We start from the raw sequence: 24,797 nt of genomic DNA on the forward strand, positions 1-24,797 counted from the left end.
CGAGCTGCCATCGAAAGGAAAATGGCGAATGTCGTTTGCAGGTAGGGCCGTAGTCGTCACGGGTGGGGCCGGCGGGCTCGGCGAAGCCACCGTCAGGCGGTTGCATCAGGCCGGCGCGGCGGTCGTGATCGCCGATCTCGCCGACGACAAAGGCAAGGCACTCGCCGCAGACCTTGGAACCTCAGCGGCTTACGTGCACACCGACGTGCTGGATGATGATTCGGTCGCCGCAGCCATCGACAGGGCCACCGAGCTTGGTGAGTTCCGTTACGCCATCATCGCGCACGGTTCGTTCGGCGTCGCGGAGAAGATCGTCAAACGAGATGGAGAACCGGCGTCTATCGCCGAATTCAAGAAGACGATTGATCTGTACTTGACGGGCACCTACAACGTGCTGCGCCTCGCGGCGGCGCGAATCGCAGCGCTCAGCCCCGTCAGTGAGGACGGCGAGCGCGGTGCAGTGGTCATGACGGCGTCGATTGCTGGATTCGAGGGCCAGATGGGTCAGTCAGCGTATTCATCGGCCAAGGCCGGGGTGATCGGCCTGACTTTGGTCGCCGCACGCGACTTGGCCGCCTGCGGCATTCGGGTGAATACCATTGCGCCGGGCACGATTCGCACTCCGCTGATGGAGTTGGCCGGCGAGGAACTTCTGCAGAAATTCGCATCAGGCGTGCCTTTCCCGAAGCGGTTAGGGAACCCGACCGAATACGCAGCACTTGCTCAGCACCTGCTTGAGAATTCCTACGTCAACGGAGAAGTTGTTCGAATGGACGGGGCTCAACGTTTCCAGCCGAAATAGGCGGCGCTCCTGCGGCGGCACTTGCAGGCCCTAACCGCAACGCGGCGGTCGCCGGTGTCGGGTCACATTGCTGTGCGGCTGTCGTGACCCATGTCTTCCGGTGATCGGTCGAAGCGCCGCACCATTGCCTGAACCGAATAGGACGCGGCTAGCCGACCGTCGCGGGTGTGGACTCGTCCCTCACCTTGTACGAGGCCGCGGCCCGACCAGAGGGCGCAGTTTGAGTACAGGAGCCAATCTGAAACGTCGACGTCGTCGTGAAAAGCGATTGTCGCCTTCATGACTCCCGTTGATAGTGTGCGATGAGCGTCGGCCTCGCCGAATCCACGATGCGGGAGCATTCCCGCCGCGATCGTCCAGTGCGTGGTGGACTGGGCGAGGAGCGCTTGATGTAGGTATCCTTCGCGGGGTGTGTCGGCCTGACCGGTGAACCGGCACGGTGAGATATCGACCCGGTAATCGGGATACGACGGCCAAGCTGACTCGACGTGTGTGGTCACGGCCTCACCCCGGCTGATGGGAACGCTGTCATCGGAGAGGAGCCCGCTCATACGCTCATCGGGGCGGCGGGAGATCTGAGTGTGAGGTGGTCGACTCCGACGTTCGGATTGTCTAGCGCGCTGGCGAAGACGCCCGCCATGGTGTCGGCGACGCCCTCTGGGGTCATGTGCACCGTCGGGACAAGACCCCGCGAAATCCACTCTCCCGCGGCAACTCCGAGCAACTCAGGGTCGAATTCGGAGACGAAGTCAGTCGGGACGGTGGCTCCGATCTCCACGCAGCTGAATCGAAGTCCCGGGTGTTCGAGCCGCCAGGCAACCAAGCTTCGCTCCAAAGCGGCCTTGCTGGCGGAGTAGGCCCCAAGCGCGCGGTACGGATGACGAACCGAGTCAGATGACAACACCGCGACAACGGCGGAGGGAGCTAGTACGGGAAGGTGCGCCTGGATCACTTGATGAACGCCGATCACATTGGTGGTGAGCACTTTGGTCCAGTCGTCCGCGTCGACCTCGGAGAAAGGCCGCAACGGCGCGTATCCCGCCGTGATCAACAGCAGATCCACTTCGCCGAGCGCATCGGACGACGTTTGCCCAATGCGTGCGCAGTCGCCCGGTATCCGGATGTCGGCGGAGATCGACGTCGCAGCGACCGCACCGGCCAGTAACTCAGCAGGCAGTTCGCGGCGCGCTGCGACGACCAGTCGAGCGCCCCTTGCTATCGCGCGCAAAGCGAAAGCCCGTCCAATTCCCGCGGAGGCGCCCACCACAACGATGCGCCTACCTTCCAGCTGGGGACCGTTCATCGGGAGAGCTCGGTCGACGGCGGCGCTTTGCAGATGATGGTGTTCATGTCTCTTTTGACCTCGCCGATTCGTGCACGGAAGACTTCCGCAACTTCAAAGAGACAGTAAACCAAACTTTGTTTCGCCGTCTTGAGTTTGCGTCGGGCCGAGATCAGCGCAGACCGTTGACCGCAAACGTCTCGACATACTTGCCGACCGCGTCAGGCTCGGCTATGTCGAAAGTCTGCGCCCTGTCGACTGCCGAGAACGAGTAGATGATGCGTGCCAACCACTCGCTGGCGGCCCTTACGTCGACTTTCGGGCCGACCTCACCGCGCACTTGCGCTTTACTGACATAAGGAATCAGAAATTCGGTCGAGCGACGGACCGCGGCGTCACCGTCGGTAATCAGGTGACGCATTAATTCGGTGTCCTCGGACATGAGACCGCTGCGGGTTCGGTGGTCACGAAGAATGGTGGCGTGGACCTGCGCCATGGCGCCCATTTGCTCAGCAAGCGTTGCTTTTTCCGCCATCGCTTCGGCGACCCGCCGATAGAACCTTTCACCCCCGAACCTGAGCGCGGCCTCCACGAGTTGCTTGCGGTCTTCGAAATAGCGGTACACAGTTGCGCGCGACAGATTGGCCACCCGTGCCACGTCCGCGATGTTTGTGCGCTGGACGCCCAGATGGCCGAAGCACACGGACGCGGCCTCAAGGATCTGATCGCGCCGGTGATCCCGTTCGTCCTGATTCTCGACCTCTGCCGCTGCCTGTGAAGTCGCCATTACTTTCCTTCATCGTTTCGGATGCTGCTGCATGCCACCCCGCACCGTTCGCATCGTACGCGGTGCGGGTGCATTTCTGCCCTTTCGGCGGAACCGCGGAATGGTCAATGGTCGGCCATTTAGCTGCCCGTCCGGCCGGGCGACGTAATCCCGGACCTTGCGCAACCGTCGAGAAAACGACCGAGTCGGCCATCCCGCGCTGGTGAGCCGCGATGACCTTGTTCCGCGCCGGTTGGGCGTGAAGCTGCGACCCACGAAAGCACCGACTGCGACGATGATACATGATAAGTCTTATTGTAGAGCACTTGTGGACTATCGAGGAGTGTGAATGACAACTCGGTTAGACGCCGAACCGTCGTCGAGGGCGGGCGATCGGGCGGTTGCGCTGTACCGATTGATGAGCAGGGTCCATCACGGTGACAAACGTGTCCGCAGGGCTCTGTCTTCGGGTGAGGCTGCCATGAGTTACTGGCCGGTCGAGGGTCAGGAAGCGATGTCGGCTGGTGCGATGCTTGCCCTGACAGAGGGTGATCGGCTCGTCACTACTTACCGTGGTTTGGGCGACGTCCTCGCGAAGGGCATCGAGCTGCGCGGGTACTTCGCCGAGATTCTCGGTCGTCGTGACGGGTTGTCTCGTGGTAAGGCCGGCGCGATGGGCATCTGCGACCCCGATCACGGCATCGCGTGGACTACCGGGATCGTTGGTGCCGGACCTTTGATCGCGAACGGTGTTGCCCTAGCGGCCAAGCGCCGCAACACGGGGCAGGTGGTGTTGGTCAGCTTCGGTGACGGCGCCACCAGTATCGGCTATGTCCACGAGGCGATGAACATGGCGGCCTTGTGGTCGCTGCCGGTGATCTTTTTGTGTCAGAACAATTCTTGGGCCGAGGGCACCGCTTTCGATCGCTACACCCGCGTCACGAGACTCTCTGATCGGGCGTCGGGGTATGGCATGCCCGGTGTGACGGTCGATGGCACCGATCCAGACGCGGTCTATGAGGCTGTCGCCGCCGCTGCTGAGCGGGCGCGCGGCAAGCAAGGGCCCACGTTCGTCGAGGCGGTCGGCTACCGACTTCAAGGGCACTACTTCGGTGATGCGATGGCCTACGCCGATCAAGATGAACTCGCGGCCAAGCGGGCTGATCCGCCGTTCGCCCGCTATCGGCGGCGCCTCATCGACAACGCGACGGCCAGCGCCGCAGAGCTTGAGGCAATCGATGCGCAGATCGCTGCGGACCTGGACGCGGCGTTCGCCGCGGCGGTCGCCTCTGCGCCGCCGGACGTCGACGAGCTGACTCGAGATGTGTTCGCCCATCACGGTTCGGAACTGTCGAAGACCGCTCAGGTGGTCGTCGATTTGCCGGGTGGTGAGACCGAAGAGTTGGGGTTGGTGCAGGCCATCAATCGCACGTTAGACCGCGCCATGGCCGCCGACGAATCGATCATCCTGCTCGGAGAGGACATCGGAGATCGGTCTGGCGGTGGCATGTTCAAGATCACCGCAGGTCTGTCGGGTAAGTACGGCGAGGATCGGGTGCTTGACACCCCGATCGCGGAGTCCTCGATCATCGGGGCCGCGCTCGGGGCTGCACTTGCGGGCCTGCGCCCGGTAGCCGAGTTGATGTTCATGGACTTCCTCGGCGTCGCCATGGATCAGATCGCCAACCACGCCGCGAAGGTGCGCTACATGTCGGGAGGGCGGCAGGGAGCGCCGATGGTGATCCGGACCATGGTCGGAACGGCTGCCGGTCCGCAACATTCGCAGGCTGTCGAAGCGTGGGCGATGCACACGCCCGGATTGAAGGTGGTGTGGCCCAGCACCGCCGCGGACGCGGTCGGGCTGCTCGGCGCCTGCCTCGCCGATGACGACCCCTGTCTTTTCGTGGAATCGATGAAGCTGTATTACGGCGGAGGCAAAGGACCTGTGCCGCTCGCCGACTACGTCATTCCGCTCGGCGTGGCAGACGTGAAACGTGAGGGTAGCGACGTCACCGTCGTCAGCTACGGCGTCATGGTGCACGCCGCATTGGAGGCAGCCGAACAACTTGCGGCTGACGGCATTTCGGTGGAAGTGGTCGATCTGCGCTCGCTTGTGCCACTCGATCTGGCCACGGTACTCGCGTCGGTGCGAAAGACGACGCGTCTTGTGGTCGCGCACGAGTCGGTCGGATTCTGCGGTCCGGGCGCCGAGATCGCTGCTGCGGTCGGTGCAGAACTCTTCGGCGTGCTCGCCGCCCCTATCCAACGTGTCGCCGGCACCTATACCCCGGTGCCCCGTGCCGCCACGTTGGAGGCGGCTTGCCGACCAGGCGCAGCGCAGCTACAGGAAGCCATTAGGAGGATCGTGTGACCGAAGTGCGTTTGCCCAAACCCGGTGACGCTATTGACGAGGCCGAAATCACCAAGTTCTTGATCGAGGAAGGTGCGACGGTCAGCGAAGGTGATCCGCTGTATTCGCTGGCCACCGACAAAGTGGAGATGGACATTGAGGCGCCGTCATCGGGGACGGTGGCGTGGAAGGTCGAAGAGGGCGGCACCTACGACATCGGCACCTTGGTCGCGGTGATCTCATGACGCAGCTGCCAACACACGTTGACCTCCACGCCCGCGAACTGTCCGCCGGAATCGACGGCGACGTACTAACCGTGACGATTAACAGGCCCGAGAAGCGCAACGCCGTCACCGTCGACGGCTATCACGGAATCAAGCGAGCCGCGATGATCGTGGCCGAGGAACCCGCATTGAATTTCCTGGTGATCACGGGCACCGGCGACGCGTTCTGCACTGGCGGTGACATGGGCTCGGACAACAATCCAGACCGGCGCTGGGATCTGTTCACTGAAACCTACGACGCCACACCGTTCGAGACGCTGGGGAAAATCCCGAAGATCGTCCTGTGTGCGATCAACGGCCTAGCGCTCGGCGGCGGCCTTGTCATGTCGCTCTACGCCGATCTGGTGATCGCCTCCGATCAAGCTCGCTTGCGTGTTCCGGACCTGACACGAGGGGTGTACGAAGCGTTCGTCGCCGCACGCATTCCTCAGCGCATCGGCACTCTGAGGGCGAATCACTTGATCTACGGCAACGATTGGATAGACGCGGCCGAAGCCGAGCGGTTGGGTCTCGTCGGCAAGGTGGTGCCGCACGACTCGCTCGCCGCCGAAACCGCCGCGCTCCTCGATAGGGTGCGCAACACCGGTCCCGCGGCTCGCGCGGCGATGAAGCGGGAGATGGCCCGGGCGCTACCCGCGGTGGATGTGTCCGGCTACTGGTCATCGATGGGAACCGCCGAGCAAATCGAGGCGTTCAGTGCGTTCCTCGAGAAGCGGCAGCCGAACTGGCCCGTGACCAACGACCGCACAGTGTTTGCGGCACGCCGGCGATCGAGCTGGGCACCCGGGCATAAGGACTCCGGGAAAGGCTGAAACCTTGTGATCACGACAAATTTCGTGCACTTACACGCGGTCCGCCGGCTTGGCGGCCTTTTGCATCAGTTCGGCCATGTAGTCCAAAAACTCTTTCGAGCCCGTCACGACCGCCTGCAGGTCGTTGCTGGCTTGCTGATGCGTCCTGAAACCCATGTTCTCCCAGGCACGTAAGATTCCGGCCTTGGTCGCCTGCAGAGTGATCAGAGGCGCCTTCGCGATCTTCGCCGCCAAATCCTCGACCTCGGCCTCGAGTTGATCCCTCGGTACGACTCGGTTCACCAGTCCGAACTCAAGTGCCTGCGCAGCGGTGATCTTCTGTGCGGTGTAAAGGTATTCAGCGGCACGCTTGTAGTTCATGAACACCCACGGCTCGAACATGGTTTCCGACCCGGGAAGCCCGAAGCCGGGAACAAGCGGCATCTGAAACCACGCGTCGTCGCTGCACACGGTAATTTCTGGAATGAGGGCCCACGTCGTGCCGCCACCGATGGCATACCCGTGTACCTGCGCGATGACCGGCTTGGGAAACTCCCACAGTTTCAGCACCGGCCACAAGAACAACTGCGCCGCCGAACGCCACACTTTGCCCGAGGCCTCGATCTCGGCTTTGAACTCCGGGTAGCTGCCCTCGGGAATGTGGCCTGAACAGAATCCCTTGCCGTTCGCTTTGATGATGACGACCTTGATGTCGTAGTCGTACTGCGCGTCGTCGAGCGCCTCGTTGACGCCGTGCACCATCTCAGACGTTTGGGCATTGGCGCGATCGGCGTTATCCAGGATGATGCGCGCGATCGCCCCGTCCTTCTCGTAGACGACGTGGTCCAGCTGTCGCGTCTCCACCTGATTACCTCCCGCTGTTGGTCTGCCTGGTGTTGAGAATGCTAACGCATGATGATGCCATAAGACATTTTCTGTAATACTGTTTCAGATGGAAGGACGGTGCCGATGACAACGACGGATCTGCGCTGGGATCCCTACGATCGCGCTCTGCACGCCGAACCGTACTCGGTGTGGAAACGGATGCGGGACGAAGCGCCTGTGTACTACAACGCGGAGCACGACTTTTACGCACTGAGCCGATTCGACGACGTCATGGCGGCGTCGTTGGACACCGAGACATTCTCATCTGAACACGGCATCATCCTCGACACCATCAGCCAGGAAGCACTGCCTGCGCCCCAGCCGATGATCATGATGGATCCACCCGACCACACCTGTCTGCGAAAGATGGTCAATCGCACGTTCTTTCGCAGCCGGATCGCCGGGCTTGAGGATCACATCCGCGAGCTGTGTAAGGGCTATCTGGACCGCTACGTCGGATCCGGTGGATTCGACTACGTCGAAAGCTTCTCTGCCAAACTGCCGGTGATGGTGATCAGCTCGCTACTCGGCTTCCCCGAACAGGATCATGACAACCTGCGCGAGTGGTCGGACGCACAGTTGCACCGCGACGAGGGGAGCACGGAACTCAGCGCGGAGGGAATCCAGGCGTCAGCTAATCTCTTCGGCTATTACCAGCAGCAGATCGAACTGCGTCGCCAACAGAGTGCGACCGATATCGTCAGCGACCTGATGACGTCGGACCTTGTGCTGCCCGACGCGAAACCCCGTCGGCTTGACGACGGAGAGCTGCTGATGTTCATCGCGATGATCAACGTCGCGGGCAACGAAACGGTGGCGAGGCTTCTCGGGTGGGCAGCGCTCACGCTGGCGCGCAATCCCGAGCAGCGTGCGAAATTGGTTGCGGATCCTGGATTGATCGGCGGCGCAGTAGAAGAGCTCCTCCGGTACGACGCACCGTCTCCGGTTCAGGGACGGTTCGCCCTGCGCGACGCTAGCTACCACGGCAACGTCATTCCGGCTGGAGCGAAGGTCGTCCTACTGACCGGCGCGGCCGGCCGTGACGAGCGTCAGTACGAGCGGCCGGACGACTTCGACGTGACACGAACCGGCATCCGCCACATCAGCTTCGGGCACGGCTCGCATTTCTGCTTGGGTGCTGCGCTGGCCCGGCTAGAGGCCAGGGTGGCTTTGGAAGAGACGTTGAAACGGTTCCCCCAGTGGGCCGTCGACGAGACCAGCGTCAAATTCGTCCACACCAGCTCGGTGCGCGGTCCGTCGAGCGTACCGATCTCGTTGTGACGTCGAGCTGACGACTGGACCAATCAGTCTGCGATACGGGTCGTGGCGACATCAGCAAGCCATCCTGCCATCATCTCGTACACGGCTTCGACGGCATCGCGAGCAGCCTGCGCGTCGGCATCGGTCGAACCCAGCGGTTCGTAATCTACTTCCCAGCTGATAGCGGAGCCAGCCCGCGTGGGCCGCACAGCGACGACCGCGTCGAACCGAGCAACCGGTAGCGGATTGTTAGCGATTGAATAGCCAACCTCCATCCGTTCGGGATTGAGATATGTCAATGTCTCGATTACCGGTTGATCCCCGGCACCGTGAATTAACCGCCGCATCCCGACGCCGTCACCATCGACGTCAACCCGATCTGCAACCGGTATCCAGCTGACATCACCAAAGTTGGCGAGGAGTTTCCACACCGCCGAGGCTGTTGCGTCGAGTTCCTTCGTGACGACAATTTTGGGCATGGCGAACCCTAACAGATTCGACACTGACACGGGGTTTGTCTCGCAGTTTCATTCCATCGCGATGAGGCCTATAGTTAGACAGTCCGGGTCGTTAGCCGTCGAACATCCCGTTGAGCAGCGCTTAAAGGCCGCGCCCGGTCGCTACCGGCGGTCAGGGTGGTTCAGATCGGAAATGCGTCATAACACCAGGTATACATTTTGCGTTTCTCTGTTCTGTATGATCGCCTGTCGACGAACCTTGAGGAGCGGTGATGGGTTTTCGCGGAGTCGATCTGTCGGGATTGCGGGAGCCGCTGACGCCGTGGACGGCATCGACGGTTCACCGACGACCGCTCGCATCGGTCGAAAAGTCGTCACACCAGCGGCCATCGCCTCCGATGACAATGTCGAAAAAGCATGCGCCGATGAGCACATCGAAGGAGGTAGTTGATGACCATCGTTGACGGCTCTGCCAACACTGAAACGGCCGGCGTCGTCCCCCGTCGGTACGCGTGCGGGGAGACATTCGTGCCGAAGGGACGCTACATCGACCCGGAATTCCTGCACCTCGAACTTGAACACCTGTTCACCCAGGTGTGGCAGCCGGCCTGTCGCGAAGAAGAGATCCCCGATCCGGGGAACTTCTGCGAGTACACCATCGGTCGGCAATCCATCATGGTGGTGCGCCAAAACGACGGCACTATCAAAGCCTTCTACAATGCGTGCACTCATCGCGGCATGAAAGTGGTGCGGGGTCGAGGGTGCGCAGACGACGGCGTCCTGCGGTGCGGATTCCACGGCTGGCGTTACACGCTTGATGGTCGCTCGCAATTCGTCCCGAATCGCGACGAATTCCTGAATCGGCCACGAGAGCAGTGGGCGCTGCGTCGGGTGACGGTCGGCGCCTGGGGTGGCTGGGTGTTCATCACGATGGCCGAGAACCCGCCGGAGCTGCTCGACTGGCTTGACCCGCTTCCGACGGCACTGGCACCGTTCCGGTTGGAAGACATGCGCTTCCGGTGGCGCAAGCGAACCGCTTTGGCCGCCAATTACAAGACCGTCATCGACGCTTTCATCGAGGGCTACCACTCGCCCGGCACGCACCCGCAGACGGTGCGGAGCGATCAGGGCGTGCGACCGTCCACGGCGCCTGCGGCACCCAACGAGTTCATTTACGCCCCGTACACGCCGACCACTGTGTACCGGAACCACTCGCGGTTCACGTACACCGTGCGGCCCGACAGCAACGGCGGCGCGGCACGCGCGGAACGGGAATCGTCACCAACGATCTTCGCCAACGGGATGCAATACCAATTCCTTGAGGTCAGATCCCTTGTCAGCGAGCGTGATTACCGGGTTGCGCAGCAGATGGCCGAGATGGAACCCGGTCCCATCCCGCCATTCATGGTGTATCACCAGATGTGCGAGGAATTGGCCATCGCCGAGGGCGTCGACTACCCGAAGATGTCGATGGAGGAGTACTTCGCGGGCAACGGCGACTGGCATGTCTTTCCCACCTTGGTCATTCTCGTGGAGAAGTCCTGCGTGCTCGGCTACCGCATGCTCCCTGATGCCGAGGACCCCAATCGCTGCGTGTTCGAGATGTTCTCGCTGGAACACTTCGCGCCTGGTGAGGTTCCGGAGACCAGCTGGCTCGAGTTCGAACGTTGGCAGGACCATGACGGCTGGGGGGAACTACCCACACAGGACCTCATGAACATCGATGCGATTCACGCGGGTATGCACTCGCGCGGATTTGACGGGCTGTGGCTCAACATCAATCAGGAGATGTCGATCCGCAACGAGCATCGGATCGCCGACCGCTTCATTTTCGGCGTCGACGACCCCGCGTAGTTGAGACACGTCAGGCACCTGAAGATAGTGCCACGGGGTAATATGTGAACTGGCAATGCGTTTCGTCCATAGCCATGTGCGAGCGGAGCGCGGAGTGGCCCAGTACCGCGCCCGACGGGTGCGCAATCAGTTCCGGGCAGATGACAAAGGGCGTCAGGTGGCGGCGGCGACCCTGCGGCAGCCTGCCGAGCGCCGCGAGATCGATGCCGAGCGGGACTGGTAAAGGGGCCGTAGCGGCGACTTCTAGCCTTTGGGCCGCTTGGCTGGGGACAGCAGAACGGTCAGGTGGTCAACCAATTCGTCAGCGACGGTTTCGATTGGTACCCCTCGGTCGGTGACGACCCAATCGGTGAGCCAGACTTGCAACGCGGAGACGATGAGACCTGCCACGACCGACGGTCTGGCCGGTGCTATCTCGTCTGCGGCCAGCGCCGCTTCGACGCCGCGAGTGAGCATTTCCAAGCCAGCACGCATGTTCATTCGTTGGCTGCCGCGACCGGCGTCGGTGCCAACGATCGCGGTCGCCCAGCTGAAGCCTTCTCGTATGTGAAGCGCGAGGAAATTCGGATTATTGCCGAAGAACGTCACCTGTGCGCGTACGCCGGCCAAGAGGTTTTCCAAAGCGGTGGTGCAGCCCGCAGTGGCGTTCCTGACCGTGTCGAGTAACTCGTTCATTCGTTGGGCCTGTAAAACGTCCCAAATCTCGTCTTTCCCCTTGAAGTTCTTGTAGACGGTGGCCAACGAGACGTCAGCCGCCGCAGCGATCGCATTCACCTTGGCGCCGGCGAAGCCGTCCTTAGCGAATTCGAACTCAGCGGCGATGAGAATCCGTTGCCGGTACAACTGTCGTCGAGACTCGCCGGTGCTTGGCCCAAGCGAGCCTCGTGCAGCAGTTCTCACCCCAGAATCCCCACTCGTCACCGCGGATTGCGTGCTGACACGATAGCCGCACCGAGTAAACGCAGCCCGCCGCCCCGAAGGGGATGAGGCCGGCGCGCACTTTGCAGGCTCTCCCCACGCACGTGCTATGTGCCCACGGAAGTGGAGGCGGCGGCGCCGCGTGAGGGCGTGCTCGAAGCTGGCGGGCTAGTGCGCACGAGGTACATGATCTGCCTGGCTACAAACGGCAGGCTGACTACCGGGGCGATGAGCCAAGGGAGGTTCTCGAAGCCGAGAATCACCGTGATCTCCCAGAAGCCGAGTTGGAAGTCGCTGAATCCGTGGCGCACCTCCATCAGAAAGTAAGTGACGAAGAGTGCCAGCATGCCGGCCATCGAAAAGAATGCCCACCATAGTGCGTTGATTCGTTTGGGATCGTGGTTGCCGGCCTTTCGGAGGCGGAACCATTGCACGAGCAGAATGACAGCCAGGGTGACGACGGCTAGTTCCAAGCCCCACAGTGCGCCATCGCTGGTGAGATAGCGTCTGTCGACGTCGCCGTAGTACCACCAGGCGAAGCCCCACGTGTCCTGTGGCGTCAGATGCATCCAGCCCATCACGTCACCTATCAGCCACGGTGTCTCCCAACTGATCTCGCTGCCGGCGGCGGCGGCGAAGAACCAGATCATCTGGAACTCGTTGGCTCGTTCCAGCACCGTCCGATTCTCACCGGGCGCGTCGCGCCAGGCCGTGATGAAGATGATCATCATCGGGATGGTGAATACCGTGCAGGCAATGACACCCGTCGCGCGCACCATCGGAATGAGTCCTACCCCGGCAGCGACGACAGCTCCGGGAAACGCGATCATCATGACGACGGCGCACCAAAGATATACGCGCTTCCGTTCCTTCGCCCACGGGCGGGTGAAGTTGTGTTGCTCTGCGTCTGGCAGCTGGAACATCAATTCGTTCCCTTCGTCGGTGGCACGGTGCCGAGGGATCGACCATCGTGTCCGATACTCTTCAATCGCAGAATCCTAATTCTGCTAAATCGGTCGAGTCAACCCTCGATATACGCCTTGTGATTCGAAGGTCGGATTGATCGGCCTCGCGTTGTATTGTGGCCGCTGCCGCTCGACGGCCGCTAATATGCGGGCGCTCAGCATGACCGGCCCGACTGGGCGCGGCACGTGCTCAGCCTCGTCGTGCCGCGGCTCTTGACGAGCGCGGCCTCTGGACCGCCTTGTGGCAGAATCACCGTTATACCGCAGACCGGGCGCCCGGCACGATTCGACGAGCGAAGTCGCGAACGACTGGATTCGGGATGGTCGATTCGAGATTCGCTGCCTGCCTAGAGCTCTTATCTCCGAGCGGCCTAGCGGCAGGGATGGTGTGTACGGATCGATCGTGACCGGGCAGCCGGGACGGTGCCTGGCTCTTCCGGAGTGTTGGGCCTGGCGTTGGTCAGCCGAGCACGCGATCTGTCCAGGCCACGATTTGGGGCGCAAGCTGCTTCCAGTTCGCCCAGACTGACACTCCATGATCCCGGCTGGCTTCGAATCGGTCGAGGAATTCACGGTCTCCCCACACGGGATCGATGATATGTGCATTCTGCAGATTGGCAGCGAGACGTTCCGAAGTAGCGCGAGTGTGGTAGTAATCGCTTTTACCGCTGCGGAACACGAGTATCGGGAGGGTGATGGCTCCAGCCTCCTCGTCCGACAGTCCTGCCACGAGCGGGTCGCCGCAGGCACAGTAAACGTGCGCCCAGCGTTCCATCGTTTCGATGAAAGTTTGTTTGTCCTGCGCGAGGAATCGTTCGCGGTTGCGGGGATTCCGCTCGGTGACCTCCGCCCAGGTAGGCAGGTCCGCTACGTCGGCCATCGTGCCGTTCCATGCTGCCCGGATCGAAGGGAAGTTGTACACCTCGGCTAGCGACATGCTGCCGAACGCACCGCCGCTGACCCACCACATGACAACGGCGCGGGCGATATCCGGGTGTCGCGCTGCGGCGAGCAATGAGATCCGCGCTCCGCCGGAGCCACCTACGAGCACCGTCGGGCCGAGATCAAGATCTACAACGAGCCTCGCAAGCGATTCGGCCTGCATCACCGACTCCGAGCTTCCTTCGAAACAGACAGCAGAGGCACCGCAGTTGAGCCGGTCGTAGATCACGACCTTCTTACCGCGCTCCGCGATCGCTTCGGCCAGCTCGCGTACGCCCCCGGCGTCCTTGCTGAATCGGCCACCGCCGGTAAGGATAAAAGGCTCACCTTCGCCGATGATCTCGTAAGCGATCTCGAGATCGCCTTGCATCACCACTGGCATAATTACCCTCTCAGATAAAGGAATTCGTTAAATAATGCCATCGCGTCAGCGGATGAAACTTGAAAAAGCTTCGTTGTCTTCGGACTTGGGGTGAGGCTCGGGCGCCACGGTCGGCTCGGGTTGCTGAGCCGAGTCTTCGGGTGGCCGACTTTCCCCCATAGAGGTGATCGCGTGCACGGGACAGTCGAGCAGTGCGCGCATCACGGCGTCGCGATCCTTTTCGGGGACGCTGCCGTTCCCGACCAGCGACGCGTACCCCCAGTCGTCCAAGGAAAAATATTCGGGTGCGTGCCTGGCGCAGATCCCGAAGCCGTCGCACAGGGTTCGATCGAGTCGAATTCGCAAGCCGTCAGTCACGACAATGCCTCGCCCCCACTTCATATGGCCGCTCGGCGGTGAATGCGACAACTTCGCAGGTTGGGCATTCGTTTGCTAAGTGGCCTGCCACCAACTGCGGGAACTGGCGCAGCAAACTTTCGGCGATGTTGGTGGCGCCGTCGAGGGTGCCGCAGGCGCCACGGCCGTGCAACACTACCGACCAGCGTTCCAACCGCTTCACATCGTCCTGTGTTGCCACCCCGTCACGTAATGCCGACATGACGTCGGCCATTGCCGCGGTGCCGTTGAAACACGAACCGCACTGACCGGCATTCTCCCGGTCGAAGTAGGACATCACCGAAGCAGCCACCGCGACGGGACAATCGTCAGTCAGTATTGAGATCGCGCCGCACCCCAATCCACTGCCGAGCCTGCGGATCGTCTCGTGGTCCAGTGTCGCATCGAGAATGTCGGTGTTCACCAGGCCAGCGAAATAGCCGCCCATCAGCGCGCCGCGCACCGTGTTGGCGACCACGCCGTGAGCCGCTAGCAGCGTGGAAAACGCTGCACCGTAGGGGATCTCGTAGAGCGTCGCGGGCTTCCCAGCGCCGGTGATCGTCGCCAGAAATGTGCCGGGTGACATCGGTGTACCGACGTCGCGGAAGCTCTTCGCGCCGTACTGATGGATATACGGGAGGTTAGCCAGCGTTTCGACATTGCTGACCATCGTCGGAAGACCCGAAACGCCTGCTTCAAACGGCCTGGGCGGTTTGTCGGTGGGCTTGGCCGGCCCTCCGTTGATGCGGCGCACCGCCGCGGTCTCCTCGCCGGCTACGTATCCAGGTTCGACGGTCTGCACTGTGACGGCGACGTGACCGAACGTCTCGACGGTGAGTTCGGCCAGCGCGGCCCTCACGGCGCTGGCCGACTGGACATCTGACACGTACACGTACGCGCGCCGCGCGCCGACCATCGCCGTGGCCAGTCGGAGCCCGTCGAGCACAAGGTGAGGCCGGTGGCGCAACAGCCAGCGATCCTTGATCGAGGCAGGCTCCCCCTCTTCACCGTTCGCGACGACGACGGTGTCGAGACCGCGGCGCCCCGCATCGCGCACCGTGCGCAACTTCGTTGCGATCGGGAACGCGGCGCCGCCGCGACCGAGAAGGCCAGACAGCTCGATCTGATCAAGCAGCGTGTCGGCGTCGGCGAGCGCACGGTAGCCGCCCGCGTTCGAGTAGTCGGCGTAGTTTTCGGGACCGGCGACCGGCGGACGCAATAGTCGGGGAGTGCAGTTCGGCCATAGAGCAACGATGACATCGGTTGCTGTGCAGGTCCGCTCGCCTTCCTCAATAGATGTCATGCCTGCACCAACACCTCGTTGCCGACCACCTGCACCGGGTAGGTTCGAATGCTCCACTCGGGCTTTACCGCCGTTGTACCGGTGGCAAGTTCGAAACCCCACTGGTGCCACGGGCAATAGATGTATTCGAGATCGCGCACCATCACCGCGTCGCCGGGCACGCTCTCGTCGACGACGGTGCGGCCGCGGGCGCGGCCCGAGCACAACGGACCTCCCTCATGGGGGCAGTAGTTTGCGATCGCGTAGAACGTGCCGTTGACGTTGTAGACGCCGACGCCATGCCGGCCGATTGGCACGAGCTTGTGCTTGCCGGGCGGGATTTCGTCAACCGTAGCCACGACGTGCAGGCGCCCCTGCGCCAGCCGGGGCACCTTCTGCTGTTCGCTCACCGGGCCAGCAACCCCCATCGTCTCCCCGCGCGTTGCGGAGCCGGCGCGCCCCGCGATCCTGCCCTCCCCATCAGAACACCCGGACCTGGCCCTCGAGCGCCGGCACTGTCTCGGGCAGGTGATAAGTCGCGATGCCGTTCCTGAACATCACAGCCTCCCTTGCGTGTTCGGGCAAATGCTTGAGCAGCCAGCGCGGGTCGTCGAAAGTCCAGTGCGGGTAATCTGAGGAGAACAGCAGGATCTTCTCGCACTCCATCCACTCCAGCGCACGGGTCAGCTCCGTCTTGTCCTCGGGGTAATCCAGCGGTTGCGTGGTGAACTTGATGTGGTCCTTGACGTACTCCGACGGCTTGCGCTTGATGTCGAGCCATGACTTGCGCGCCTCATAGATGGCGTCCATCCGCCACATCAAAGGCAGGATCCAGGTGAATGCGTGTTCCACCAGCACAATTCGCAGTGTGGGGAAACGGTCAAACAGGCCGTCGAAGACCATGCTCATCACTTGATTGGCGGCCAGCAGGGAGTACGTGACCATGAAATCGTGGTTGTAGCTGGGGAACCCGACCGGCGGGATTGGTAGCTCCTCGTGATGACTGCGCGAAAGGTGGCAGGTCACGGTGATGTCGTGCTTGGTTGCCGCTTCCCAGACGGGATTATATTTGGGATTGCCCCACGCGGGCCGGGGCTCCGCCTTGATGAGGACCTGGGCCATGTAGGGATGGCCGGCCCAGCGTTCGATCTCGCGGGCGGCGTCATCGGGCGCCTCGATTGCGGCGCAGATGGATCCGCGCCAACGCTCGTGCCAGTTGTTGTGGCCATCGAGCCAGTGATTGACTTGCCACTCGTTGAGCGCGCAACTCATCGCGTGGTTGGCCTCGGGGAGGCGCGCGGGGTACGAGCCCGGCTCGAGAATCGCTATGTCGGACCCGGCTGCCATGATTAGCTGCTTGAACGCGAGTTCTGGATCGCTGCCCGCGAACTCACCGTCGGTGGGAAAAGAATCCACCCGCATCGCGTACGCGTGCGCGTAGTCCGGTGCGTCGTAGTAGATCTGGTCACCGACTCGGCGCGACAAGAAATACTTGCTCCGCCAAGGCTCCGGGATGTACTGAGTCAGCTCACCGGTCTTCGGCACCGGGTGCACATCGGAGTCGACGCAGCGAACGGCCACCCGCTCCGCGGCGGGCTTCCGCTCTGTCACCTTCACAGCCATCGTGGCCTCCCCAATCGTTGCTTTTCGAGTGGCGCCTCTTCGCAAGTCCCGCTACGTTGCGCTGACAGCGACACCAACGTCTATCCCATAGAGCTCTGCAGCATTTCGCCAGCACAACTTGTCGCGCTGCTCCGCCGAGTATGCGCTGGGCACCGTCAACTCGTTGAGCTGCCAGTGCGGATAGCTCGACCCGTACATCACCATGTCATCCTTGCCGGTGAAACCCAGCCATTCGCCGGCGAATTCGGTGTCGCCCGGACCGTCCATCGCGCCTTGGATGAAGAACGTGTGGCCAGGCAGATAATCGCTCGGCATCTTCGGCGCCCATGGTGTCTGCTCGAGGTGAGGACGGCCGAAGCAGTCCATCCGCCAAATGAGAGGCGTCAGCAGGTCAGCTGCTCCGTCAGCCCAGACAAATTTCAATGCGGGCAAGCGCTCGAAAACACCCTCGGCAATCATGTTCATCAGGTGATACAGGTAGTTCAAGGCCATGAAGCCGACGTAGTTCTCGTACGTTCGAGGCACCCCGGACGGTGTCGGCGCGAACTGCACCCCTGCGCCCACCTCGATGTGCACAGCGACCGGTAGGTTCGCGGCGACAGCCGCTTCCCAGATCGGCCAGTACTGCGGCTTGCCGTAAACCTCACGCGACTGCAACGGCACGCCGATCTGAACAACGCCGGGGTGGTCCCCGTACTTATCGATCTGTTGCAATGCGCCCGTGACGTCGTCTGGGTTCACTCGGATGGTTCCGCGGAAGCGCTCCGCGTACTTGTTGTCCGTCAGCCACCGCGACACCATCATCTCGTTGTGCGCCGCCGCGATCGCGGAGCCGAGGTGACGGTCGGGCATGATGCCACGCGTCATGGGGTGCAGGATCGCGACGTCGACGCCGCGCTCTTCGAATAGCTGCCGGCCAACGAATTCGGGATCGGACCCAGGATATTTTTCATCGGGACCCCAGGTTTCAAAGGCGTATTCGCCGCCGGGCGCCCCATACCAATCCATTTCGTAGTCAGGAAAGCCGCGACTCTTGAAAGGCTCACGCAGGAAGTTTTGACGCAGGTCCACATTGGACTTGCTGAAGATGTGCACGCTGGCATCGACGAGGGGCGTCGTCGTCCCATCCGGGTGTCGCATCACCAAGGCGGTCCTCCGATGTCATCCGGCCGACGGTATGGCCCACGAAATCCGCGCTTGCGGGTGCTCGACTGCCGGATCCATGGCGCTGATGTGGCCCTAACTTCGGCCCCCTGTGGTCGCCAACGACGCCTCTGCGCATGTGCGGCATGTCGCAGGTGCATGCTGAACAATGCTGCAGCACTGCATGTCTCATCGTTAAGATACGGCGCGGCAGAAGGCAGCAGACTTTGAATGAAAGGAAAACGCGTACTGACTCTTGGCATGTGCATTACACTCGCTTGATCGGCATTCTCTTGATGCCGTGGATGACGCTGCTGCCGTTGAGGTACTCGGGAGGGCCGACGGCGACTTCCGGTAAGCGGGTGAGGAGCTCGAAGAAGAGGCTGCGCAACTCCATTCGGGCGAGTTGACTGCCTAGACAAAAGTGTGTGCCGCCACCGCCGAAACCGAAGTGATTGTTCGGTGTTCGATCCAGGCGAAACTGGTGCGGATCGTCGAACACCGCGGAGTCGCGATTGGCTGAGCAATAAAACAGGCCTAGCTTGTCGCCGGCCCTCACTGGAGTTCCGCCTACTTCGGCGTCGACGGCAGCATGCCGCGCGAAAGATAGGACGGGTGTTGCCCATCGGACAAATTCGTCGATCGCCGTGTCTATTCGATTGTCGAAATCCGCCATCAGCCAGGCCAGTTGCTCGGGGCGGTCCATTAACGCCTTAAGGGTGTGAGACGTTGCCTGCTTAGTCGTATCACTACCAGCCACCGACAAAAGAACGAGAAAAGCTCCTATCTCCTCATCGCTCAGCCGGTGGCCATCGACTTCAGCATTGACGATGTTGGTCATCAGGTCGTCGCGGCCTTCCACGCGACGTCGACGAGCCAGGTCGATGCCTGCTTGGGTCAGCACCCCGAACTGCGTCATCATGTGGATGGCTTTGTCCTCCGACGCGGTGTAGTCGTCGTCGCTCGCGCCGGACAACGCCTCTGCCGCAGCCAAGATGGTGTCTCGGTCGGAGCGATCTATGCCGATCATGTCGGAGATGGTGTGCATCGGCAGCTTGCAGGCACATTCGGCTACAAAGTCGATCTCCTGCCCGTCTTGCAGAACGGCGATCAGGTGGTCGACGATCTCGCGGGCATTGTCTCGGATCTGCTGCTCAATCTTGCGCACCTGCCGCGGGGTGAATGCGGCGCTGATCAGTCGCCGGTACCGCGTGTGCTCAGGAGGATCCATAGTCAGGAAAAAGGCCGTCGCTCGCTGGATTTCGGCGGGCATCGGTTCGATCGAGATACCCTCGCTTGAGACGAACATGTCGCTGTTCATGCTCACGTATTTCACGTCGGCATGCTTGGTGACCGCCCAAAAGCCGGTCTCTTCGTGCGGGAAGGGAGAGTTGAACGGCTCGTGCCAGGTCAGTCCGTCTTCGGCGCGAAGTTCGGCGAAGACGCTATCGCGTTCCTGGAAAGGCAAATCCCAGAAGGTCGGCGATGAGATTTTGTGCCGATGGTATTGCTGCGCTGAACTCGATGTCGAGGTAGAAATCGCTGTTCTCCTAGCGTGAAGGACTTTCTGCGCGACTGTCAGTCGAGCGTCAGCCGCGGCATCGTGGGGCCTAGGTGATGCCCTGGTAACAGATGTAGTCGGCGAACTGAACTCCTCTTTTGGGGCGCACAGACGAGACACCATGGCGTTGACAACGTTCGGCTCCCAATCGCCACCGTGTCGCTTGAGCTCGGCCTCAATAAGAGACAATAATTCATAAAATGTCTCACCGTCAACTAGTGGTGTTGAAGGTCGGTCTCCGGTGGAGTCCCGCCGGTCTGCACCGGACGTCACCGAGCGCAAGCCGGTATGGTGTGGGCTCAGTCGCTTGGCCATGTCCCGAACATGTGCGTCGCGACGATCTCGCGGTTGAGCTGCGCTGTGTTGCCACGGTTTCCGGCCGTGCACGACTTGGCGTAGTCGTCCCATTCGGGCCCCTGAGTCACGAGCGGCTCGCCGGCGCGCGGGTATTTTGGGACGCGATGCACCAGCGCACTGAGCCGGAGATCAGCCCGGGTCGAAGCTCAGCGCGCTGTCGATCAGAGCCGCAACGGTGCAGGGCGTGAATGAGGTTGCTGACCCCTGTAATCGACGGGGCGCCGACCCGACCGATCTCCTCGTGCAGTGTTGCCTCGAAGGTCAGTGGCAAGCCGCGGCCACCGTCGTCGACGGGAAGGGACAGACCGATGTATCCGGCACTGTAAAGATCTCGGTGCCAGGAGTTTTGCGCTTCCTCGCTGCGCACACCGTGTCTCGCCAGCTGCCCCTCGCCGGCACATTCGCGTAGCCATTTCCGCAGTCGACGGCGAAAGGCAACTTGTTCTGTCGTGTCGTTGAAGTCCACGAATTACGCCGGTTCGTCACATGCCAGACGCGTTGTCGCGATGGATTCGTATTGAATCGACTCATCGCCGAACAGGCGCCGGTCGAGCAACATCCGGCGCACCCTCAAATGCGAAGCCCGCTTACCCGAGATGGCTTGTTCGGCGGTAATCTCCATCGCGGTTTCCACGACATCGCGGCCTGCTTCAGAGGCATACGCCTTCGCTGTCATCGCGGCCAGAAAAGCCTCCTCAGCCGCCAAATGGTCGATGGCCCAGGCGGCATGCCACAAGCAACTCCGTGCGCCCTCGACACGAAACAGCGAGTCGGCAAGGGAGTATTCATTCGCGGTTGACGTTCCGAGCATAGAACTCTGCCTGCACTCCCTGACGTGCTGGACGGCGTCATCCAGTGCCCCTTGCATCACACCCACCAGATCTGCTGCAGCGGCGATCAGGGCGACAGCCTCGACGCGTTGCCATCGTCGTGGGCTGATCGGCTTTCCGATCAGGGTGACATCGGAGTCAGCGTGCCCAGGCGCTGTCCGCAATTCGCGCGTCCGGTCAAGCCCAATCAGAGTCCCGCCACTCGGCACGCGGGCGAGGCTCCGCCATCCATCCGATGTCGCGGTCGACAACAGGTGCGTCGCGCCAGCGGTGTCGAACGCGACGCCTGGCGAATCCCACGATCCGAAGCCGGACAAGTTCGGAGATAACACCGGTGCCAGCCGTAACGAGCCGTCGGCGACGAGTGCAAGCTCTTGCCGGGCCTCGGCGGCATCAAGAAGCTCGGTCGCCAAGACGGCCTGACCTAGCACGGGGACCGGGCAGACACGTTTGCCGAATTGCTCTATGACAATGGCCGTTTCGACCCCACTTGCGACTTTGTCGCAAAGGGCGGGCAAGCGAAGCGCGGGCACACCTATATCGACTAGTTGATCCCAGAACCTATCGACGTTGCTGCCGTCGGATCTGTCGGCTGCAGCGATATTCGCGGCAACTCGCGCGGCCGCGCTCTGCAGCTGCAGCTGTTCATTTGTGAGCTCAACGTTCATCTTGCGCGTGACCCAATCAATCGTGTGGCAGCCTGCGCGCGACCCTCGCTGCCGGGACGCGTAGTGGGTCGCGGCAATGGCCGGCGGATACCTCATCGGTCACGGAGTGGGCGGATTCACTGCCGACGTCGGGATGTCTTGGGTGATTGTCGCCGTCAGGTCGCATCCTGCACTCCTCCTGCGCTCCGCTGGATGCGAAGGACCACCCCACCGGCCCGATACTGAGATAGTAAGACATCTCGCGTCTTAGTGTATTACGCCGGTGCATGGCTGCCTCGAAGGGACCATATAAACGATGTCAGACTCGACTTCGCTGGCCATAGCCAGACGGGACCGAACGGTGTCGCCGTCCGTGACCTCAGGCCCGGATCAATGGCCATGCTTAAGGGGGTCGACGGCGCCGCCCGCGGAACCTCTATGTCACTTGGGAGGTGAGGTGAAGCTGGCCAGCTTCAATCGCCATTGAACGATGCACCGAGAAACCGCTCTACCAGTGCGTGCTGGGCGGCGCTGTCTCTGACAGGCCAGCACAATAGAGCTAGGAAGACCCGGATGAGCCATTGCGCCGCGAGAGGGTCTTGATTGTCCTCTCCGAGCATCTCGGCGGCAAAGCCGGCGATCACGGGCGAGGTGGTCACCCAATCAACGTCGGGCGCTATCTGGAAGGATGACATCGACTCGACCACGGGATCTGACTGGATGCGTTGTAGCGCCGAAAGCGTTGCTTTGACAACGCGATCCGAACCCCTAAGTCCGGCGATGGCGTCACGCACAGAATGCAGGATCCGGGTGGCCTGGATCGCTACGACGGCATCGCGAATGGCTGCCTTGCCGCCAGCGCGCCGATAAATAGTCGCGGGCGAGCAATGGATCCTCGCGGCCAGCGCTTCGATAGTGAAAGCGTCATAACCGACCTCGGCGATGAGGTCGGCGGCCGCGGCGTAGATCTTGTCCGCGGCGGCGCTATTCCTGTCTGCCCCAACCAGCCAATCAATCTTCGGCATGGGTCAATGCTGCCTGCAAATGCGACCAGATGGAACGCTTCTCTCACAGTGAGATGGCGCCGGAGGCAATCCTCACCGAAAGTGCCTGTTCGAAGATCGATGCTGAGGAGAGAGACTCGCTCCGGCTCGCGACTCGGTTATCAACTTCGCCGCACGTCATTGACCTCACTGGCGATCTTCATCAGCCTGATCGCATGGTTGCCGCGCAGAAACGGAAGTGGACCGAGTCGGACATACCCGACCAGACTGGGCGACTGGCCATTGTCACCGGCGCGAATACTGGGCTTGGCTACGACACTGCACGCGCGCTCGCCGAACATGGCGCCTCGGTAGTTCTCGCAGTACGCGATGTCGACAAGGGAGAGGTCGCCCGCAAGCGCATTCTCGAAGTGGCGCCGGATGCCGACCTGAGCGTCCAAGCGCTCGATCTGAGCTCGTTGCAGTCGGTGCGTGCGGCTGCCCGGGCGTTGAGGAACGAGCACCCCCGCATCGACTTGCTCATCAACAATGCCGCGGTGGCGTTCCCACCCAAGACGACGACACCTGACGGGTTCGAGTTGCAGTTCGCCACAAACCACCTTGGCCACTTTGCGCTCACGGGACTGTTGCTCGAAAACATGCTCAGCGTCGACGCGGCTCGAGTGGTTGTCGTGGCGAGCTTGGACCACAAGCTGGGCGGCGCCATCCATTTCGACGATCTCCAGTGGGAACGCCGGTACAGCAGTGCACTGGCCTACGCTCAGTCGAAGCTGGCGAACCTGATGTTCTGCTACGAACTACATCGGCGGCTAGCCAAATCGGGCGCGCCGCTGATGACGGTGACTGCCCACCCCGGCTATACGAAGTCCGACCTCTTCCGCAACATTGGGAAACCGGTCCAGACGATGATGAAGTTTTCGGACGTTTTCATCGGCCAGGATCCCGCCAGGGGCGCACTGCCACAGCTATACGCCGCGACGATGCCTGAAGTGCAAGGTGGCCAGTACTGGGGACCCGACGGATTCCTGGAGATGGCGGGCCACCCAACGCTGGTCCGTTCCAGCAAGAAGTCCTACGAGCAACAGGTGCAGAAACGGTTGTGGACTGTGTCCGAGGAGTTGACCGATGTCACGTATCCGATCTGACCACTACCACCCGGACTTGAGAAGTATCGCGCGGGTGCTTCCCCGGTCGGCGTTCAACAAAGTGACGCTGCCGGCGATCCGCAGCCTGACCCGATTCGCCCCGTCCGCGCGTGAGGGTGTCGAGGTCCTCACAATCACACCAAGCGCGGGGGTCAGGCTCCACCGCCCCCAGCCTGAGTGCACGCACGGCGGCGCACTGCTGTGGATCCACGGCGGCGGATACGTCATCGGAACGGCAGCACAGGACGACAAGCTGTGCCGACGATTCGCTCGCCGCGTGGGCGTTCCGGTCGCATCAGTCGACTACCGGCTCGCCCCAAAAGATCCCTTTCCAGCCGCACTGGAGGACTGCTACTCCGCGTTGACATGGTTGGCCCGGCTGCCCGGCGTGGATCCGGGCCGGATCGCGATCGGCGGCGCCAGTGCGGGTGGCGGTCTGGCAGCTGCGCTGGCACTGCTGGCGCGCGATCGCGGAGAAGTGACACCTTTGTTCCAGTTGCTGGTCTATCCCATGGTCGACGATCGCCCGTCAAGTCGCCCCGGCCTTGAGAGTCCGCATTACCGGATGTGGAGCGAAAAGAGCGATCGGCTGGGGTGGCATGCGTACCTCAAGGGTGCCGACCGCCAGTCTGCTGTGCCGGCGCGGCGCGACGACCTGTCCAATCTGGCTCCCGGGTGGATGGGCGTGGGAACGGTGGATCCGCTCTACGGCCAGGATGTGGAATACGTGCATAGGCTGCGCGACGCGGGTGTGAGCTGTGAGCTCGACGTAGTCGAAGGAGCCTTCCACGGATTCGACATCATCGCCTCCAAAACTCCAGTGGCGCAGAGCTTCTTCGCCCGGCAATGCGCGGCGCTCGAAAAGGCGTTCGCTAGTTGAGGATTGGCATC

The 24,797-nt window shown here is 62.0% G+C and carries 27 protein-coding genes; 10 read left to right on the forward strand and 17 right to left on the reverse strand.

Features of this window, described 5'->3' with window-relative positions; all coding sequences use genetic code 11:
- Positions 1–28 precede the first annotated feature (28 nt).
- On the forward strand, positions 29–802 hold the full coding sequence (locus tag BRW65_RS24605) for an SDR family oxidoreductase (RefSeq protein ID WP_073879063.1): 774 nt from the start codon (positions 29–31) through the stop codon (positions 800–802).
- Between the two features lie 62 nt (positions 803–864).
- Here the strand turns inward: BRW65_RS24605 and BRW65_RS24610 are convergent, their stop codons facing one another.
- From BRW65_RS24610 to BRW65_RS24620, 3 genes are all read right to left on the reverse strand, one after another.
- On the reverse strand, positions 865–1,353 hold the full coding sequence (locus tag BRW65_RS24610) for a hypothetical protein (protein WP_244168192.1): 489 nt from the start codon (positions 1,351–1,353) through the stop codon (positions 865–867).
- The gene (locus BRW65_RS24615; RefSeq protein WP_073879065.1) at positions 1,350–2,105 is read right to left on the reverse strand and encodes an SDR family oxidoreductase; all 756 of its coding nucleotides are present in this window, start codon (positions 2,103–2,105) and stop codon (positions 1,350–1,352) included. The genes BRW65_RS24610 and BRW65_RS24615 overlap by 4 nt, the downstream gene beginning before the upstream one ends.
- A 151-nt stretch (positions 2,106–2,256) precedes the next feature.
- Positions 2,257–2,871, reverse strand: a complete 615-nt coding sequence (locus tag BRW65_RS24620; RefSeq protein ID WP_073879067.1) for a TetR/AcrR family transcriptional regulator — start codon at positions 2,869–2,871, stop codon at positions 2,257–2,259.
- A gap of 460 nt (positions 2,872–3,331) precedes the next feature.
- Here BRW65_RS24620 and BRW65_RS24625 point away from each other — a divergent pair, with 460 nt between their 5' ends.
- From BRW65_RS24625 to BRW65_RS24635, 3 genes are read left to right on the forward strand one after another with little or no spacing between them, the layout of a single operon-like run.
- Complete coding sequence (locus BRW65_RS24625) at positions 3,332–5,221, forward strand: alpha-ketoacid dehydrogenase subunit alpha/beta (protein WP_244168193.1); 1,890 nt, start codon at positions 3,332–3,334, stop codon at positions 5,219–5,221.
- Entirely contained in the window at positions 5,218–5,445 is a 228-nt protein-coding gene (locus BRW65_RS24630) for a biotin/lipoyl-containing protein (RefSeq protein WP_073879071.1), read from the forward strand. Before BRW65_RS24625 ends, BRW65_RS24630 begins: the two co-directional genes overlap by 4 nt.
- Positions 5,442–6,296: an enoyl-CoA hydratase/isomerase family protein gene (locus BRW65_RS24635; RefSeq protein WP_073879073.1), complete on the forward strand. Its 855-nt coding sequence runs from the start codon at positions 5,442–5,444 to the stop codon at positions 6,294–6,296. The genes BRW65_RS24630 and BRW65_RS24635 overlap by 4 nt, the downstream gene beginning before the upstream one ends.
- A gap of 30 nt (positions 6,297–6,326) precedes the next feature.
- Here the strand turns inward: BRW65_RS24635 and BRW65_RS24640 are convergent, their stop codons facing one another.
- A complete protein-coding gene (locus BRW65_RS24640; protein ID WP_073879075.1) occupies positions 6,327–7,139 on the reverse strand; it encodes an enoyl-CoA hydratase/isomerase family protein in 813 nt (270 codons plus the stop codon).
- A 264-nt stretch (positions 7,140–7,403) separates the two neighbouring features.
- Between BRW65_RS24640 and BRW65_RS24645 the strand changes: the two genes are divergently transcribed.
- Positions 7,404–8,441 (forward strand): cytochrome P450, encoded by a 1,038-nt coding sequence (locus BRW65_RS24645; protein WP_244168194.1) that lies wholly within the window; start codon positions 7,404–7,406, stop codon positions 8,439–8,441.
- 23 nt (positions 8,442–8,464) lie between these two features.
- Here the strand turns inward: BRW65_RS24645 and BRW65_RS24650 are convergent, their stop codons facing one another.
- Positions 8,465–8,899 carry an SRPBCC family protein gene (locus tag BRW65_RS24650; RefSeq protein WP_073879079.1) on the reverse strand — a complete coding sequence of 145 codons (435 nt, stop codon included), beginning with the start codon at positions 8,897–8,899 and terminating at the stop codon, positions 8,465–8,467.
- Positions 8,900–9,200: 301 nt separating this feature from the next.
- On the opposite strand from BRW65_RS24650, the gene BRW65_RS32700 reads away from it, so the two are divergent.
- The 3 genes from BRW65_RS32700 (at position 9,201) to BRW65_RS32705 (ending at position 10,955) form a co-directional block, all read left to right on the forward strand.
- Positions 9,201–9,329 carry a hypothetical protein gene (locus BRW65_RS32700; protein ID WP_279627696.1) on the forward strand — a complete coding sequence of 43 codons (129 nt, stop codon included), beginning with the start codon at positions 9,201–9,203 and terminating at the stop codon, positions 9,327–9,329.
- Positions 9,329–10,732 (forward strand): aromatic ring-hydroxylating oxygenase subunit alpha, encoded by a 1,404-nt coding sequence (locus BRW65_RS24655; protein WP_073879081.1) that lies wholly within the window; start codon positions 9,329–9,331, stop codon positions 10,730–10,732. Before BRW65_RS32700 ends, BRW65_RS24655 begins: the two co-directional genes overlap by 1 nt.
- Before the next feature lie 94 nt (positions 10,733–10,826).
- Positions 10,827–10,955, forward strand: a complete 129-nt coding sequence (locus BRW65_RS32705; RefSeq protein ID WP_279627697.1) for a hypothetical protein — start codon at positions 10,827–10,829, stop codon at positions 10,953–10,955.
- 20 nt (positions 10,956–10,975) lie between these two features.
- On the opposite strand, the gene BRW65_RS24660 is transcribed toward BRW65_RS32705, so the two are convergent.
- The 12 genes from BRW65_RS24660 to BRW65_RS24715 all read right to left on the reverse strand — a co-directional run bounded on the left by BRW65_RS24660 (position 10,976) and on the right by BRW65_RS24715 (position 22,782).
- Positions 10,976–11,575 (reverse strand): TetR/AcrR family transcriptional regulator, encoded by a 600-nt coding sequence (locus BRW65_RS24660; RefSeq protein WP_073879083.1) that lies wholly within the window; start codon positions 11,573–11,575, stop codon positions 10,976–10,978.
- Between the two features lie 182 nt (positions 11,576–11,757).
- A complete protein-coding gene (locus tag BRW65_RS24665) occupies positions 11,758–12,573 on the reverse strand; it encodes an Emopamil-binding protein (RefSeq protein ID WP_073879085.1) in 816 nt (271 codons plus the stop codon).
- 502 nt (positions 12,574–13,075) lie between these two features.
- The gene (locus tag BRW65_RS24670; RefSeq protein WP_073879087.1) at positions 13,076–13,939 is read right to left on the reverse strand and encodes an alpha/beta fold hydrolase; all 864 of its coding nucleotides are present in this window, start codon (positions 13,937–13,939) and stop codon (positions 13,076–13,078) included.
- Positions 13,940–13,984: 45 nt separating this feature from the next.
- A complete protein-coding gene (locus BRW65_RS24675; RefSeq protein ID WP_208611920.1) occupies positions 13,985–14,284 on the reverse strand; it encodes a ferredoxin in 300 nt (99 codons plus the stop codon).
- 4 nt (positions 14,285–14,288) lie between these two features.
- Complete coding sequence (locus tag BRW65_RS24680; RefSeq protein WP_073879091.1) at positions 14,289–15,617, reverse strand: NADH-ubiquinone oxidoreductase-F iron-sulfur binding region domain-containing protein; 1,329 nt, start codon at positions 15,615–15,617, stop codon at positions 14,289–14,291.
- Positions 15,614–16,006, reverse strand: coding sequence for a Rieske (2Fe-2S) protein (locus tag BRW65_RS24685; RefSeq protein WP_139273228.1), 393 nt, complete (start codon positions 16,004–16,006; stop codon positions 15,614–15,616). Before BRW65_RS24685 ends, BRW65_RS24680 begins: the two co-directional genes overlap by 4 nt.
- A 70-nt stretch (positions 16,007–16,076) precedes the next feature.
- Positions 16,077–17,219, reverse strand: a complete 1,143-nt coding sequence (locus tag BRW65_RS24690; protein ID WP_073879095.1) for an amidohydrolase family protein — start codon at positions 17,217–17,219, stop codon at positions 16,077–16,079.
- 51 nt (positions 17,220–17,270) lie between these two features.
- The gene (locus BRW65_RS24695; protein WP_208611919.1) at positions 17,271–18,359 is read right to left on the reverse strand and encodes an amidohydrolase family protein; all 1,089 of its coding nucleotides are present in this window, start codon (positions 18,357–18,359) and stop codon (positions 17,271–17,273) included.
- A gap of 271 nt (positions 18,360–18,630) precedes the next feature.
- A complete protein-coding gene (locus BRW65_RS24700) occupies positions 18,631–19,902 on the reverse strand; it encodes a cytochrome P450 (protein ID WP_073879147.1) in 1,272 nt (423 codons plus the stop codon).
- Between the two features lie 442 nt (positions 19,903–20,344).
- Positions 20,345–20,746 (reverse strand): acyl-CoA dehydrogenase family protein, encoded by a 402-nt coding sequence (locus BRW65_RS24705; RefSeq protein ID WP_073879100.1) that lies wholly within the window; start codon positions 20,744–20,746, stop codon positions 20,345–20,347.
- Positions 20,747–20,749: 3 nt separating this feature from the next.
- Positions 20,750–21,874, reverse strand: coding sequence for an acyl-CoA dehydrogenase family protein (locus BRW65_RS24710; RefSeq protein WP_244168195.1), 1,125 nt, complete (start codon positions 21,872–21,874; stop codon positions 20,750–20,752).
- A 356-nt stretch (positions 21,875–22,230) separates the two neighbouring features.
- Entirely contained in the window at positions 22,231–22,782 is a 552-nt protein-coding gene (locus BRW65_RS24715) for a TetR/AcrR family transcriptional regulator (RefSeq protein ID WP_073879104.1), read from the reverse strand.
- 194 nt (positions 22,783–22,976) lie between these two features.
- Between BRW65_RS24715 and BRW65_RS24720 the strand changes: the two genes are divergently transcribed.
- Both BRW65_RS24720 and BRW65_RS24725 read left to right on the forward strand, forming a co-directional pair.
- Positions 22,977–23,906 carry an SDR family NAD(P)-dependent oxidoreductase gene (locus BRW65_RS24720; protein ID WP_073879106.1) on the forward strand — a complete coding sequence of 310 codons (930 nt, stop codon included), beginning with the start codon at positions 22,977–22,979 and terminating at the stop codon, positions 23,904–23,906.
- Positions 23,896–24,786: an alpha/beta hydrolase gene (locus BRW65_RS24725; protein ID WP_432206452.1), complete on the forward strand. Its 891-nt coding sequence runs from the start codon at positions 23,896–23,898 to the stop codon at positions 24,784–24,786. The genes BRW65_RS24720 and BRW65_RS24725 overlap by 11 nt, the downstream gene beginning before the upstream one ends.
- The last annotated feature ends 11 nt before the right edge of the window (positions 24,787–24,797 follow it).

The organism is Mycobacterium paraffinicum, assembly GCF_001907675.1.
Classification (GTDB): Bacteria; Actinomycetota; Actinomycetes; order Mycobacteriales; family Mycobacteriaceae; genus Mycobacterium; species Mycobacterium paraffinicum_A.